This window comes from Sphingobium sp. 3R8 (genome assembly GCF_020166615.1).
In the GTDB taxonomy this organism is placed as follows: Bacteria; Pseudomonadota; Alphaproteobacteria; order Sphingomonadales; family Sphingomonadaceae; genus Sphingobium; species Sphingobium bisphenolicum.
In genome coordinates, this window is the sequence record NZ_JAIQXR010000008.1 from 92,649 (window position 1) to 105,929 (window position 13,281).

Sequence of the window (13,281 nt, forward strand, 5' to 3'; positions counted from 1 at the left end):
CGCAGGTAAAAAGTTCCGTAAAATGACGTCATTCCGTCGTGCAAACGCCTCGATCGGGCGCGTTGGCGCCGCGACTGCCGGCGATCAGCCGATCGCCCCGGTCGCCTTGCCTGCGGCTTCGAACATGCCGATGATCTGTTCGACCTGTTCGTCGCTATGTTCGGCGCACAGCGAGCAACGCAGCAGGAAGGTGCCGGCCGGGGTCGCGGGCGGGCGCGCCATGTTGACGTAGAGGCCCAGTTCCAGCAGCGTCTGCCACATCGCGACCGCCTGGGTCTGGTCGGTCAGGATCACGGCGATGATCGCCGACTGCGGCGTCTTGGTGCCCAGGGTGAAGCCGAGGTCGGTCAGCCCCTTGTGCAGCCGCTGGCTGTTCTTCCACAGATGGGCGCGCTTGTCGCTCGCATGCATCAGCTTGCGGATGCTGGTCGCGGCGGTCGCCACGACGCTGGGCGGCAGCGAGGCGGTGAAGACATAGGGGCGGCAGACGAGGCGCAAAATCTCGAACTTGGGATGGTTGGAGACGCAGAAGCCGCCGACCGTGCCGACCGATTTGGAGAAGGTGCCGACGACGAAATCGACATCGGCCTCGACGCCCTGTTCCTCATAGACGCCCCGGCCGTTCTGCCCAAAAAATCCCATGCCATGGGCTTCGTCCACCAGGATCATGCAGTTGGGATGCTGGCGCACGGCCGCCACCATCTCGGGCAGGGGGGCGACGTCGCCCAGCATCGAATAGACGCCTTCCAGCACCACCAGCTTCAGTGCGTCGGCGGGCAGGCGGGCCAGGCGTTTGCCCAGATCCTCGACGCTGTTGTGGCGGAAGCGGACGATCTCCGCGTCGCCCAGGAAACAACCGTCATAGATGGACGCATGGCTGTCGGCGTCCAGGATGACATAGTCGCCCTTGCCCGCCAGCGTCGAAATCACGCCCAGATTGGCCTGGTATCCGGTCGAAAAGACCATCGCGCCGCTGGTGCCATAAAATTCGCGCAGCGCCGTCTCGACTTCGGCATGGCCCTGATAGGTGCCGTTCAGGACGCGGCTGCCGGTGGTGCCGGCGCCGAATTCGTCCAGCGCCTTCTTGCCGGCCGCGACGACGTCCGGGTCGAACGTCATGCCCATATAATTATAGGTGCCGAGCAGGATCGTGTCCTTGCCCTTGATGACGGCCTGGGTCGGCGACTTCACCTCGTCCATCACGATGGCGAAGGGATCGCGCACGCCGGTCGCCAGCAGCGCCTCGCGCTCGGCGATCAGGGCGTCGAATTTGGAAAACAGGTCGCGCGCGGCGGGCGTTTCGGCCGGGGTGTGGGCGTCGTTCGCGGTGGCGGCAGCGTCGGTCATATGTAAAATCCGTTCGGTTCTAAACCTCCGTTAGGTTCGAACTTGTCGAGAACCAAGCGCATCCTTCTCGACAGGATCGAAGCGAACGGGGACAGGGTGGGCGCTTAGCCCTTCAGCTTGGCGACCGCGTCCACCAACTGGCCGACGGTTTCGATCTCGGCCTGCATGTTCATGGTGATGATGATGTCGAACTCATCCTCGATCGCCGCGACGAAATCCATCACCGTCAGGCTGTCCCATTCCAGGTCGCCGGCGAAGGTGGTGGCTTCGGTGAGGTCGACGCCCTTTTTGTTGAAGGGCGCGATCTGGGCCGCGATGCTGTCGAAAATATCGGTGCGATCCGTCATTATCGTGAAAATCTTTCCGTCAAAGCGCGGCATTTGCCGCCCAAAGCATTTTGAAGTCGGCTGGAACAGCCGACGACTCGCAAAATGCGGTAAGCAAAAATAATCAGAGCATTATCCGATGCAATCGGATGGGACTCTGATCCGCTCTTTGGCAAGCGAATAAGGCGTCAATCGGGCAGCATCGCGCCCGAATATGAAGCAGCGAAAGCGGGCGCCTACCGGAAATTGTCGGCGTAGGCCTGCAATTTCAGCGTCTTGGGCGGCGTTGCGATGACGGTATAGGCGACGCCCTGCTTGTCTGCATAGGCGATCGCGGCCTCCTGCGAGGTGAAGCTCAGCTTCAATTGCTGCTTGGTGTCGCCCGAACCGGCCCAGCCGGTCAGCGGATCGGCCTGCTTGGCTTCGGCGGGCGCATATTCCAGCACCCATTTATGGGTCAGCGCCTTGCCGGACTGGAGGGCGTTCTTCTGGATCTGGTAAATGCGCGCGCTCATCGCGAAAGACTCCGGTAATACGTCATGCTGCGTTGCACCAGCGGCCGCGCCCAAGTCAAGACTTCCGGGAGGCATGTCCTCTGGCGTCGGCATTTTTGGTGCGCAATGTGGCGCTGGCTCCGGCCGGATCGTCGGGCCAGGGATGGCGCGGATAGCGGCCGCGCATTTCCTTGGCGACGTCGCGCCAGTTGCCCGCCCAGAAGCCGGGCAGGTCGCGCGTCGTCTGGATCGGCCGTCCGGCAGGCGATGTGAGCGACAGGACCAGCGGAATGCGCTGGCTGCCCACCGTCGGATGCTCGGCCAGCCCGAACAGCGCCTGCACCCGCAACTCCACCCGCGGCCCGCCCTCGGCGGCATAGTCGATCGCATGGCTACTGCCGGCGGGCGAGCGGAAATCGGGCGGGGCGAGCCGGTCGAGCTGGCTCTTGCCGTCCCAGCCGATCAGCCCCTCCAGCACGCCGGATAGCTGCGAGCGATCGATGTCCGAAAGCCGCCGCTTGCCCGTCAGTAGCGCCGGCAACCAATCGTCCAGTGTCGCGATCAAAGCGGTATCGGACATTGCCTCTACCCCGGCAAAGCCAGCCCGCATCCGCAGCGATTGCGCCGCTTCCGACCAGGGGAGGAGGTCGATCCCGCCCTGCCGCACGCCATCGACCAGCGCCGCGACCACGGCATCCGGGTCGGGCCGGTCGTCGGAACCCGACGACAGCCGCACCGCGCCCAGCCGTCGCTCGCGCAACGCCTCGATCCCGCCATTGGCCGGGCGGAACCTGACCGTGCGATGCTCGGCTATCCGCGCGCCGAACAGGGCGATCACCTCGCTCTCGCCGATCGGCGCGGCGGACAGGATGCGCGCGCCCGCCGCGCTGCCCTGCACCTCGCCCACCGCCAGCCACGCCTCGCGCGCCAGCGGCGACAGGGGATCAAGCCGAAATCCGCGCCCGCCCACGCTCGCCCAGTCCGCGCCGTCGGCGGAGCGGCGCTTGGCGACGCGATCGGGGAAGGCGAGGGCGAGGCACAGGCCGACCGCATGGTCGCCGTCGCCATTGCCCGGCGCGCGCTGCACCAGCCGCGCCCACCGCCGCGCCAAGCCCCGCGCTGCGTCGGCCCGCTTGCCGCTTTCGCGCCGCCAGCGCTGTCGCCGCAGGGTCAGGTCGGTGTCCTGCCCGCCCACGCCGCGCTCGCCCAGCAGCACGGCGACTTCGGCCGCGACATCCGCCAGCCCCATCTCGCCCGCGCGCACCAGCATATGGGCGATGCGCGGGGACAGCGGCAGCGTCGCCAGCGCCTTGCCATGCGGCGTGATGCGTCCGTCCTCGTCCAGCGCCTCCAGCACGGTCAGCCGCCTGCGCGCTTCCTCCACCGCCGCAGCGGGCGGCGGATCGAGCCAGCGCAATGTGCCCGGATCGCTCACCCCCCACAGCGCGCAATCGAGCAGCAGGCTGGACAGGTCGCTTTCCAATATCTCCGGCGGATCGAAGGGCGGCATCCCCGCGCTCGCCGCCGCTTCCCACAGCCGATAGGCGACGCCGGGCCGCTGCCGCGCCGCGCGACCGGCGCGCTGGATTGCCGACGCCTGGCTGGCCCGTTCCGTGACCAGCCGCGTCACCCCCGCCGCGCGATCATAGCGCGGCCGCCGGGCCAACCCGCTGTCCACCACGATCCGCACACCGTCGATCGTCAGGCTGGTTTCCGCGATGCTGGTGGCAAGAATGACCTTTCGCGCGCCTGAGCGGGAGCGCCTTATCGCTGCCCGCTGCGCGCCGGGATCGAGCGACCCATGCAGCATATGCACCTCGGCGATGCCCTCTATCCGCTCCGCCGTCCGCTCGATCTCGCGCATGCCGGGCAGGAAGGCGAGCAGGTCGCCCTCGGCTTCCTCCGCCAGCGCCCGGCGGATCGCCGCCGCCATTTCATCCTCGATCTTCTTTTCCGCCGCGCGTCCGATATGACGCAGCTCCAGTGGCTGGATGCGGCCCTCGCTCTCGATCACCGGCGCGGATCGTTCGGCATTGGCAAGCAGGCTCGCAAAGCGCGCGCCGTCCAGCGTCGCGGACATCGGCACGACCCGCAGGTCGGGCCGCAACGCGCTTTGGGCATCCAGCGCCAGAGCCAGCCCGAAATCGCTGTCCAGGCTGCGCTCATGCACTTCGTCGAACAACACCGCCGACACGCCCGCCAGTTCCGGGTCGTCCTGTATCCGCCGCACGAAGATACCCTCGGTCAGCACCAGCAGGCGCGTCCGCGCCGACACTTTGCTGTCCATCCGCGTCGCATAGCCGACCGTGCCGCCTGGCTGCTCGCCCATCATCTCGGCGATGCGCTCCGCAGCCGCCCGCGCGGCCAGTCGGCGCGGCGAGAGCAGCAGCACCTGGCCCGTGCACCATGGCTCGCCCAGCAGCGCCGGCGCGACCGCCGTCGTCTTGCCCGCGCCCGGCGGCGCCACCAGCACCGCATTGCTGCCCGTCCGCAAGGCGGCGAGCAGGTCGGGCAGGACAGCGTGGATCGGCAGGTCGCTCATCGCGCCTCCTCTCGCCCCGATTGCGGCAAATCGCAAGCCGCGCAAAAAGCAAGCGCCCATGGAAACAGTTGCCTTGCCGCACGTTCCGCGGCCAAAGGGATTGATCCATATTCGTCTGCCGCGAACATGGACGCGGCGCAGACGAAGGGACGACAAGCGCAATGGACAGCCTGATCGGGGATGCGGAACGCTATCGCATCCTGTTCGAAACGATGGAGGACGGCTTCTGCATCATCGAATTTTTCGATGGTCCCCACGGTCCCTTGAGCGACTATATCCATGTCGAGGCGAATCCCGCCTATGAACGCAATGCCGGCATCTCCAATGTGGTGGGCCAGAAGCTGCGCGAAATGGTGCCGGACGAGGCCGATGGCTGGGTCGAACTTTATGGCGGCGTCCTGCGGACGGGCAAGCCGATCCGCTTTCAGCGAGAGCTGGAAAAGACCGGCCATTATCTCGATGTCTCTTCCTTCCGCGTCGGCCCGTTCGAAAATCGGCAGGTCGCGGTCCTGTTCAAGGACATCAGCGCGCAGGTGAAGGCGCAAAAGGCGCTGCACGACCTCAACGAAACGCTGGAATTGCGGATCGAACAGGCGCTGGCCGAGCGGGAAGAGGCGGAAAGCGCGCTGCGCCAGGCGCAAAAGATGGAGGCGGTCGGGCAACTGACCGGCGGTCTCGCCCATGATTTCAACAATCTTCTGGCCGGCATTTCCGGCGCGTTCGAAATGATCGGCGTCCGGCTGGCGCAGGGCCGCACGGGGGATATCGACAAATATCTGACCGCCGGGCAGGGCGCGACCCGCCGCGCCGCGGCGCTTACCCATCGTCTGCTCGCTTTCTCCCGCCGCCAGACGCTCACTCCCAAGCCGACCGTCATCAACCGGCTGCTCGGCGATTTTTCCGAACTGGTCCGGCGCACCGTCGGTCCGCAGATCGAGGTGCAGACGATCGCCGCCTCCGGCCTGTGGCCCGCCTTGGTCGATGCCAACCAGCTTGAAAATGCGCTGCTCAACCTCTGCATCAATGCCCGCGACGCGATGCCGGTGGGCGGCAAGATCACGATCGAGACGGGCAATCGCTGGCTGGACGATCGCACCGCGCGCGACCATGGCCTGACGCCCGGCCAATATGTCACCGTCTGCACCAGCGATACCGGGACCGGCATCGACAAGGCGATCCTGGATCGGGTGTTCGATCCGTTCTTCACCACAAAGCCGATAGGGCAGGGCACGGGCCTCGGCCTATCCATGGTCTATGGCTTTGCGCGCCAGAGCAACGGCCATGTCCGCATCTATTCCGAACCGGGCGACGGCACGATGGTGTGCATCTACCTGCCCCGCCATCGCGGCGAGGAGGATGTGGATGCGCCCGACATCGCCGAACCGGCGGTCGAGGCGGAAGCGGGGGAGACGGTGCTGGTGATCGACGACGAACCGTCGGTGCGGATGCTGATCGTCGATGCGCTCGGCGACCTGGGCTATCATTGCCTGGAGGCGGCGGATGGCCCGTCGGGCCTGCGCATTCTGGAATCCCGTGGTCGGATCGACCTGCTCATCACCGATGTCGGCCTGCCCGGTGGCCTCAATGGCCGCCAGGTCGCCGACGCCGCCCGCACGCTGCGCCCAGACCTGCGAATATTGTTCGTCACCGGCTATGCCGAAAACGCCGTGCTGAACCACGGCCATATCGAACATGGCATGGAAGTGCTGACCAAGCCCTTCGCCGTGGACGAACTGCATCGTCGTGTGGCGACGCTCTTGCAGGCAGAATAATTTCCGTTCGCTTCGAGCCTGTCGAGAAGCGGGTGACGCAAGGGCTGTTACCCGAACAGATAGATATGGATCGGATTTTTCGGGTCCAGTAGCATCTTGGCGGTCAGCGCCAGCGACATGACGATCAGCAGCGGCTTGATCAGCCGCGACCCGAAGCGCATCGCCAGATGCGACCCGATCTGGCCGCCGGTGATGCTGCCGACCGCCATGGCCAGTCCGGCGACCCACAGCACATGCCCGCCCGCCAGCATCGTCAACAGCCCGGCGACATTGCTCGCGAAATTCGCCGCCTTGGTCTGGGCCGTGGCGCGCAGGATCGACAGGCCGCCCAGCGCCAGCAATATGGTGGTATAGAAGGCGCCCGCGCCCGGCCCGAAAAAGCCGTCATAGAAGCCGACTACGCCGACAAGGCCCGTCAGGCCCGCCATGCCGACCCGCGCATGGCGATCGGCGTCGCCCAGCTTGGGCGAGAAGGTGAAATAGGCGGCCATCGCGATCAGCAGCGCAGGCATCAGCCCGGCCAGGATCGACGGATCGACCCGCTGCAACAGCCATGCGCCGCCCACCGACCCGATAAAGGCGGCGGCGATCGGCGCCTTGTAGGTTTTGAGGTCCATATGCCCGCGCCGCGCATAGGCGATACAGGCGCCGAACGTGCCGAAACAGCTTTGCAGCTTGTTGGTCGCCACCGCCTGCACCGGCGGTATCCCGGCGGCCATCAGCGCGGGCAGGGTGATGAGCCCGCCGCCGCCCGCCATCGCGTCGATACAGCCTGCCATCGTTGCTGCGGCCATGAGGAAGGCGATGGTTTCGGGGGAGAGGATCATGCAGTGACGGGCCTTGTTATCGTTCCCGTTTGCCCTGAGCCTGTCGAAGGGCTTCTCTTCTTTGGGATGAAAGAAATGGGCTGCGACAGGCTCAGCCCGAACGGGCTAGGAAACGAGCGACGCCGCCCGTCTCCTCAATAGGCCCGCGCTATAGCGAACTCGACCGCTTCGGTAAGGGCCGCCTTGGCCTTGCCGGCATCGAACCGCCCCAGCGCGTCGATCGCGCGCTGGCCATAATGGCGCGCGCGCGCCAGCGTGTCGGCGATTGCCCCGGTCTGGCGGAGCAGGCCGGTCGCATGGGCCAGGTCTTCGTCGCCGATCTTGTGGCCCGCGATCGCCGCCTTCCAGAAAGCGCGATCCGCCTCATCCCCACGCGCATAGGCCAGGATGACCGGCAGGGTGACCTTGCCGTCGCGGAAATCGTCGCCCGCATCCTTGCCCATGGTCGCGCCGTCCGATTCATAATCGATCGCATCGTCGATCAACTGGAAGGCGATGCCCAGATTGCGGCCATAGACGTCCAGCGCCTGCTCCTCCGCCTCGTCACGGTCGGCGACCACGGCGGAAATGCGGCAGGCGGCGGCGAACAAAGCGGCGGTCTTGGCGCCGATGATGTCGAGATATTGTTCTTCGCTGGTGTCGATCTTGCGCTGCGCGGTCAATTGGTTGACCTCGCCCTCGGCGATCACCGCCGACGCATTGGCCAGAATCTTCAAGACCTTGAGCGATTCCGCCTCGACCATCAGCTCGAAGGAGCGGGAGAAGAGGAAATCGCCCACCAGCACGCTGGCGCTGTTGCCCCAGATGATGTTGGCGGTCTTGCGCCCGCGACGCAGCCCCGATCCATCGACCACATCGTCGTGCAGCAGCGTGGCGGTGTGGATGAATTCCACGGCGGCGGACAATTTGTAATGGCGCGACCCCGCGTAGCCGACCAGGTCGGCGCAGGCCAAGGTCAGCATCGGCCGCAATCGCTTGCCGCCGCCCGCAATCAGGTGGCCGGCCAGTTCCGGGATCAGCGGGATGCGCGACTGCATCCGGTCCAGGATCACGGCATTGACCTGGTTCATGCCGTCGGCGACGAGCGCCATGATGGGGGCGAGCGAAGGCGCGGCTGTGGCGCGGCCGATCGGGTGGACGTTACCGGGGGCGGGTGCTGTCATGACCGCGCTCATGTGGCGGCGCAAAATGTGAAAGGCAAGCGGGAATAGCTTGCGCGACGCGCCGGATGCGGCAAAAAGCGCGCCATCTGGAACCGGAGGCCCAAGTGGACGAGACTTTGAACCGCTATCGCGAAAGCATCGACAATATCGACGCGGCGCTGGTGTTCATGCTGGCCGAACGGTTCAAGGTCACGCAGGCCGTGGGCGAATATAAGGCGACTCACGACCTGCCCCCCGCCGACCCCGGCCGGGAAGAGCGCCAGATCACCCGCCTGCGCCAGTTGGCGCTCGACGCGAAGCTCGACCCCGACTTCACCGAAAAATTCCTGCGCTTCATCATCGACGAGGTGATCCGCCACCACGAGCAATTGCGCGAGGGCTGAAATCCCTTCGCAATGCCGATGGACATCACCCCGCCGGATAGCTCTCATGCCCGGCATTCTCCCAATGGAAGCCGGTATAGGTCAGCATGGTCGCGAAGCTTTCCGACCGCACCTGATGCCACCAGCCTATGGGCACGAACAGCAGGTCGCCCGGCGTCAGCAGCACCTCGTAGCGTAGCACGTCGCGCGCCTGCGGATGGAGCGCCAGCCGGGCAGGGTCGGTGACGTCGCGCACCTCGCTGAAGACATGCGACTTGTGCGCCAGCCGCTGCGTTTGCGACGGCGGGATCAGGATCACGCGCTTGGTCCCTGTCACCTGCGCCAGCAGATTGTTGGTCAGGTCGAAGTGCAGCGGCGTGAACGTGCCTTCGCCGCCGATCCACAGCATCCCCGGCGCGCGCGTCAGATAGGCGTCGAGATGCCCCAGGTCCGCCGCCAGCGGCGCCAGCGCCGGCGCATTGGCGGCGCTGTTCGACGCGGTCAGATAGGCGTCGTTGCCACCCGCCCGCGCCAGGGCGATGAACTGGCGGAAGGGCGCGCGCTTGCGGTGCCTATCCTTCTTCAGCTCATAATCCTGCGCACGTGATCGCCCGCCCTGATATTCGATCTCGGCGTCGCCGACCGTCTCGGCCAGATAGTCGGGCGTCCAGCGCTCCAGCGCCGGCCATCCGGCCATCGCACCCTTGATCAGCACCGGCCGACCCGGCGCGTAGAAGCTGTGCAGGAAATCCTCGCCCGACAGATTTTCCGCGGTCAGCAGACCCGAAGCATAGGGCGACAACGCCCGCTGCCGCTCCTGCACCGCCAGCAGCCAGTCGCGCCGCTTGAGCGCTAGCGCATCTTCGGCCGTCTGCGGCTTGGGCGCGGGCACCGCTGCCGCGCGCGGCGCAGCGCCGAAATCGATCTGCCGCAGCGCCATCTGCATTCGCATGTCATTGGCCTGGGCGGGGAGGGAAGGCGGGCGCTTGCTCATGTCGTCCCTTATCGCGCGATCATGACAGCGATGTTGCAGAAGATGACGGTTCGGTGACGGGCTAGTCCAAGCCCGTGCAGATCAAGCCGGCTCCACCACCCCAGTCATCTTCTTTCCCTGCGACCGCCCGAGCAGCACGCCGCCCAGCGCCAGCGCGAACCCGACAAGCTGCGCCGGCCCCAGCCGCTCGCCGAACAGCAGCCATGCCTCGATGGCGGCCAGCGGCGGCACCAGCAGCAACAGCATAGACATGCGCGTCGGCCCCTGATGCCGCACCAGCCACACGAGCAGCGACAGCCCCGCTGCCGACAGCCCCAGCACCGACCAGCCAAGGCCGATCCACAATAGCGGGTCATTGTCCCAGCGCCATTCCCCAACGATCAGCGTTGCGGCGATCGCCACCAGCGCGCCGCCCAGATTCTGTGCCGCGCCCGACATCAGGATCGGATCACCGGCGATCGCGCCGCGCTGGATCAGCGTTCCGCCGGTCATGGCGATGACCGCGATCACACCCGCCACCACCGGCACCAGACCGATCGCGCCGGCGCCGCTGCGCTCCAGTGCCGGCAACAACACGCACACCACCCCGCCGATCGCGATGGCGAGGCCCGCCCAACTCCGCCCCGGCAAGCGTTCGCCCAAAAGTGCGACGCTCGCCACCGCGACCATCAGCGGCTGGGTCGCGCCCAGCAGCGACATGATCCCGGCCGGCATCCCCCGGCTCACGGCCCACCAGCTTACGGTCAGGTACAGGCCATGCAGCATCGCCCCTGCCGCCAGGTGCAATCCCAGCCGTCGCCCCCGCGGCCACGCCTGTCGCGCATAGAGCGCGCACCCGCCCAGCAGCAGCGTCGTCGCGGTCAGCCGCACCGCCGGGATCAGTTCTGGCGCCCCATGCGGCACCACCGCCCGCGCGACGATGAAGCCGGTGGACCAGATCAGGACGAACAGAATGGATGCGACGATACCGAACATCCGCCGCCTTTGGCGCAAGGGCAGGGGGATGTCGAGCGGGCGGAAGAGAGGAGGGGACGGCGGCGCGCGTCCGCGTCCCGGTCAAAAGGAGAGGGCATTGGGCCGCTCGGCAGGGAGGTCGCCGCGGCTATCGCAGCGGGGCCGGCTCCCGCGCGCAAGGGGTGAGCGCCATCATGGCCGCATCGACCATCTGCCGGTGCGCATCGCTGCCCCGCGCCACATCCAGCCAAGGCTGGCCGGTCGCCGATCCGCGGCTCTCATGCCAGATCTTGCCGGCGACAAGGTCGATCTCCTCGTCGGTGGGCTGATGCTGGTCCGCCAGGCATCGCATCAAAAGCGCATGAAAAAGATTTCCGGAATTCGTTTGAATTCGGTTCATGGGCATCCTCTCCTGGCGCCGATGTTTTCTCGGCTGCCGTAAGGGAAACTGCCAGATTCGCCGCCGTTCGTCAATGAACGGAGGCCGCGTCACGAAATGCCTATTCCCGCCCGGCCCTGATCGCCGCCCCGCCGGCGAAGGGCGTGATCGCGACCAGCAGCAGCGACGCTGCGCCCAGGAACTTCAACGCCGCGCCGCTGCCGTCGCCCAGCGTCCCTGCGCCGAAGATCAGCAGCGGCACCGCCAGCGGCAGCGCCAGCAATCCCGCGAGCGCGCCGCTCGATCGCAGCCCGGCGGTCAGCGTCGCCACCAGCAGTCCCAGCGCCGCCAGCGCGGGCGTGCCGATCAACAGCCCGATCTCCAGTTGTATGATCGTCGCCCCGTCCAGCTTCAGCAGCGCCGCGGCGGGCAGGGTGGCGATCATCAGCGGCGGGCCGAAGCCCAGCCAATGCGCCGCCAGCCGGGCGATCACCACCATTTCCTCGCCGATGCCGCGCAGCGCGATCTGGTCCAGCACGCCGCTGTCCCGGTCCGGCGCGACCAGCCGGTCGACCGGCAACAGGCTGGCGAGCAGGGCTGCGATCCACAGCATCCCGCCGCCGGTGCGCCCCAGCAGCGCCGCATCCGGCCCGACCGCAAAGGGGTAGAGGCTGGCGACCAGCAACAGGAACGCGACTGGCAGCCACAGCCCCGCCGACGCCCAGGCCTGGCGCAAATCCCGCGCGGCGAGCAGCCAGAGCAGCCTCATGCCGGCTCCGCCTGATAGTCGCCCAGCGCGATCAGCACCGGCGCGTCGATCGGCAGCGGCTGGTGGGAGGCTGCGACCACGATCCCGCCTGTCGCCAGATGCGTCGCCACCGCCGCGCCCAGCAACGCCGTGGACGCCGTGTCCAGCCCGTTGCCCGGCTCGTCGAGCAGCCAGATCGCGGCCCCGCTGGCGATCACCCGCGCCAGCATCGCGCGCTTGCGCTGCCCGGTCGATAGCATCCGCACCGGCACCTCGGCCAGTGGCGTCAGCGCCATCGCGTCCAGCGCCGCCGCTACCGCCTGGCCGTCGGCCCGATCCAGCCTAGCCCAGAAATCGAGCGCTGGGCGCAGCGGCAGGTCGGCGTCCAGCGCCAGACGCTCGTCGGTCAGCGCGATCCCGCCGGTTCGCTCCACCGTGCCGGCGAAGGCCGGCAGCAGCCCGGCAATGACTCGCAACAGGCTGGACTTGCCCACGCCATTGGGGCCGGTCAGCAGCGCCCCGCCGCCCGGCGCCAGCGCCAGGTTCACGTCCCGGAACAGCATCCGCCCCCCGCGCAGGCAGGCCAGCCCGTGCAGGCGCAGCGCCGCCCCGCTCATGAGGCGACCATATCCTCCAGCACATGCATATCGATGTCGGACAGGCCGAAATGATGGCCGATCTCATGCACCACGACATGGGTGATGAGCGCGTCGAGCGGCACGCCGGTTTCGACCCATTCGTCGAGCAGCGGGCGGCGGAACAGATGGACGGTCGGGGGCACGTCCCCGGTCTGCGCCTCCTGGCCCACCGGACGGCCGCTATACAAACCGGTCAGGCCGAACGGGTCGTCAATCTCCATCTCCTTCAAAATGTCGGCTGGCGCGAACTCCTCCACGAACAGCACGACATCGGACAGATGCGCGTTGAACGGGTCGGGCAGGCGGCTGAGCGCCTCCAGCGCGAGCGTCTCGATCTCCTGGGGGGTCGGGGCGAAGCGGAGCGGTTGACCGGGGTGCGACATGCCTGCCACATAACCTAAGGCATTTCAGGCCCCAAGGCATTTCATGAGGATAGGGACATGATTGGCAAACTGAGCGAAGAGGATCGCGCCGTCGCGCTGGCCGACCTGCCGCAATGGACCAGCGTGGCGGAGCCGGAAGGGATATCGCGCCGCTTCACCTTCATCGATTTCGTCGGCGCCTTCGGCTTCATGACGCGGGTCGCGATCCTGGCCGAAAAGGCGGATCATCATCCCGAATGGTCGAACGTCTATAACCGGGTGGACATTCTTCTCACCACCCATGACGCGGGCGGCCTGTCACAACGCGACATCGACCTCGCCCATGCGATCGACGCGCTGGCGGATTGAGCAT

15 protein-coding genes are annotated in these 13,281 nt (G+C 66.9%); 3 read left to right on the forward strand and 12 right to left on the reverse strand.

Features of this window, described 5'->3' with window-relative positions:
* Positions 1-84: 84 nt before the first annotated feature.
* The 4 genes from spt to hrpB all read right to left on the reverse strand — a co-directional run bounded on the left by spt (position 85) and on the right by hrpB (position 4,709).
* A complete protein-coding gene (spt, locus tag K9B33_RS09795; protein ID WP_224548422.1) occupies positions 85-1,347 on the reverse strand; it encodes a serine palmitoyltransferase in 1,263 nt (420 codons plus the stop codon).
* A gap of 104 nt (positions 1,348-1,451) precedes the next feature.
* The gene (locus K9B33_RS09800) at positions 1,452-1,694 is read right to left on the reverse strand and encodes an acyl carrier protein (protein WP_224548423.1); all 243 of its coding nucleotides are present in this window, start codon (positions 1,692-1,694) and stop codon (positions 1,452-1,454) included.
* 215 nt (positions 1,695-1,909) lie between these two features.
* A complete protein-coding gene (locus tag K9B33_RS09805; protein ID WP_224548424.1) occupies positions 1,910-2,188 on the reverse strand; it encodes an ETC complex I subunit in 279 nt (92 codons plus the stop codon).
* Positions 2,189-2,243: 55 nt separating this feature from the next.
* On the reverse strand, positions 2,244-4,709 hold the full coding sequence (gene hrpB, locus K9B33_RS09810) for an ATP-dependent helicase HrpB (protein ID WP_224548425.1): 2,466 nt from the start codon (positions 4,707-4,709) through the stop codon (positions 2,244-2,246).
* A 161-nt stretch (positions 4,710-4,870) separates the two neighbouring features.
* On the opposite strand from hrpB, the gene K9B33_RS09815 reads away from it, so the two are divergent.
* Entirely contained in the window at positions 4,871-6,481 is a 1,611-nt protein-coding gene (locus K9B33_RS09815; RefSeq protein ID WP_224548426.1) for an ATP-binding protein, read from the forward strand.
* A 47-nt stretch (positions 6,482-6,528) separates the two neighbouring features.
* On the opposite strand, the gene K9B33_RS09820 is transcribed toward K9B33_RS09815, so the two are convergent.
* Positions 6,529-7,308 carry a TSUP family transporter gene (locus K9B33_RS09820; RefSeq protein WP_224548427.1) on the reverse strand — a complete coding sequence of 260 codons (780 nt, stop codon included), beginning with the start codon at positions 7,306-7,308 and terminating at the stop codon, positions 6,529-6,531.
* A 134-nt stretch (positions 7,309-7,442) separates the two neighbouring features.
* On the reverse strand, positions 7,443-8,471 hold the full coding sequence (locus K9B33_RS09825) for a polyprenyl synthetase family protein (RefSeq protein ID WP_224548428.1): 1,029 nt from the start codon (positions 8,469-8,471) through the stop codon (positions 7,443-7,445).
* Between the two features lie 104 nt (positions 8,472-8,575).
* Here K9B33_RS09825 and K9B33_RS09830 point away from each other — a divergent pair, with 104 nt between their 5' ends.
* Entirely contained in the window at positions 8,576-8,854 is a 279-nt protein-coding gene (locus K9B33_RS09830) for a chorismate mutase (protein WP_224548429.1), read from the forward strand.
* A 25-nt stretch (positions 8,855-8,879) separates the two neighbouring features.
* Here the strand turns inward: K9B33_RS09830 and K9B33_RS09835 are convergent, their stop codons facing one another.
* The 6 genes from K9B33_RS09835 to K9B33_RS09860 form a co-directional block, all read right to left on the reverse strand.
* Positions 8,880-9,827, reverse strand: a complete 948-nt coding sequence (locus tag K9B33_RS09835; RefSeq protein WP_224548430.1) for a cupin-like domain-containing protein — start codon at positions 9,825-9,827, stop codon at positions 8,880-8,882.
* A gap of 81 nt (positions 9,828-9,908) precedes the next feature.
* Complete coding sequence (locus K9B33_RS09840; RefSeq protein ID WP_224548432.1) at positions 9,909-10,802, reverse strand: DMT family transporter; 894 nt, start codon at positions 10,800-10,802, stop codon at positions 9,909-9,911.
* 127 nt (positions 10,803-10,929) lie between these two features.
* Positions 10,930-11,133 (reverse strand): hypothetical protein, encoded by a 204-nt coding sequence (locus K9B33_RS09845; protein WP_224548434.1) that lies wholly within the window; start codon positions 11,131-11,133, stop codon positions 10,930-10,932.
* Positions 11,134-11,281: 148 nt separating this feature from the next.
* Positions 11,282-11,929: a heme exporter protein CcmB gene (locus tag K9B33_RS09850; RefSeq protein WP_224548436.1), complete on the reverse strand. Its 648-nt coding sequence runs from the start codon at positions 11,927-11,929 to the stop codon at positions 11,282-11,284.
* Complete coding sequence (ccmA, locus tag K9B33_RS09855; protein ID WP_224548438.1) at positions 11,926-12,525, reverse strand: heme ABC exporter ATP-binding protein CcmA; 600 nt, start codon at positions 12,523-12,525, stop codon at positions 11,926-11,928. Before ccmA ends, K9B33_RS09850 begins: the two co-directional genes overlap by 4 nt.
* Positions 12,522-12,929: a metallopeptidase family protein gene (locus tag K9B33_RS09860; RefSeq protein WP_066604047.1), complete on the reverse strand. Its 408-nt coding sequence runs from the start codon at positions 12,927-12,929 to the stop codon at positions 12,522-12,524. Before K9B33_RS09860 ends, ccmA begins: the two co-directional genes overlap by 4 nt.
* A 21-nt stretch (positions 12,930-12,950) precedes the next feature.
* Between K9B33_RS09860 and K9B33_RS09865 the strand changes: the two genes are divergently transcribed.
* Entirely contained in the window at positions 12,951-13,277 is a 327-nt protein-coding gene (locus K9B33_RS09865; RefSeq protein WP_261936784.1) for a 4a-hydroxytetrahydrobiopterin dehydratase, read from the forward strand.
* Positions 13,278-13,281 lie beyond the last annotated feature (4 nt).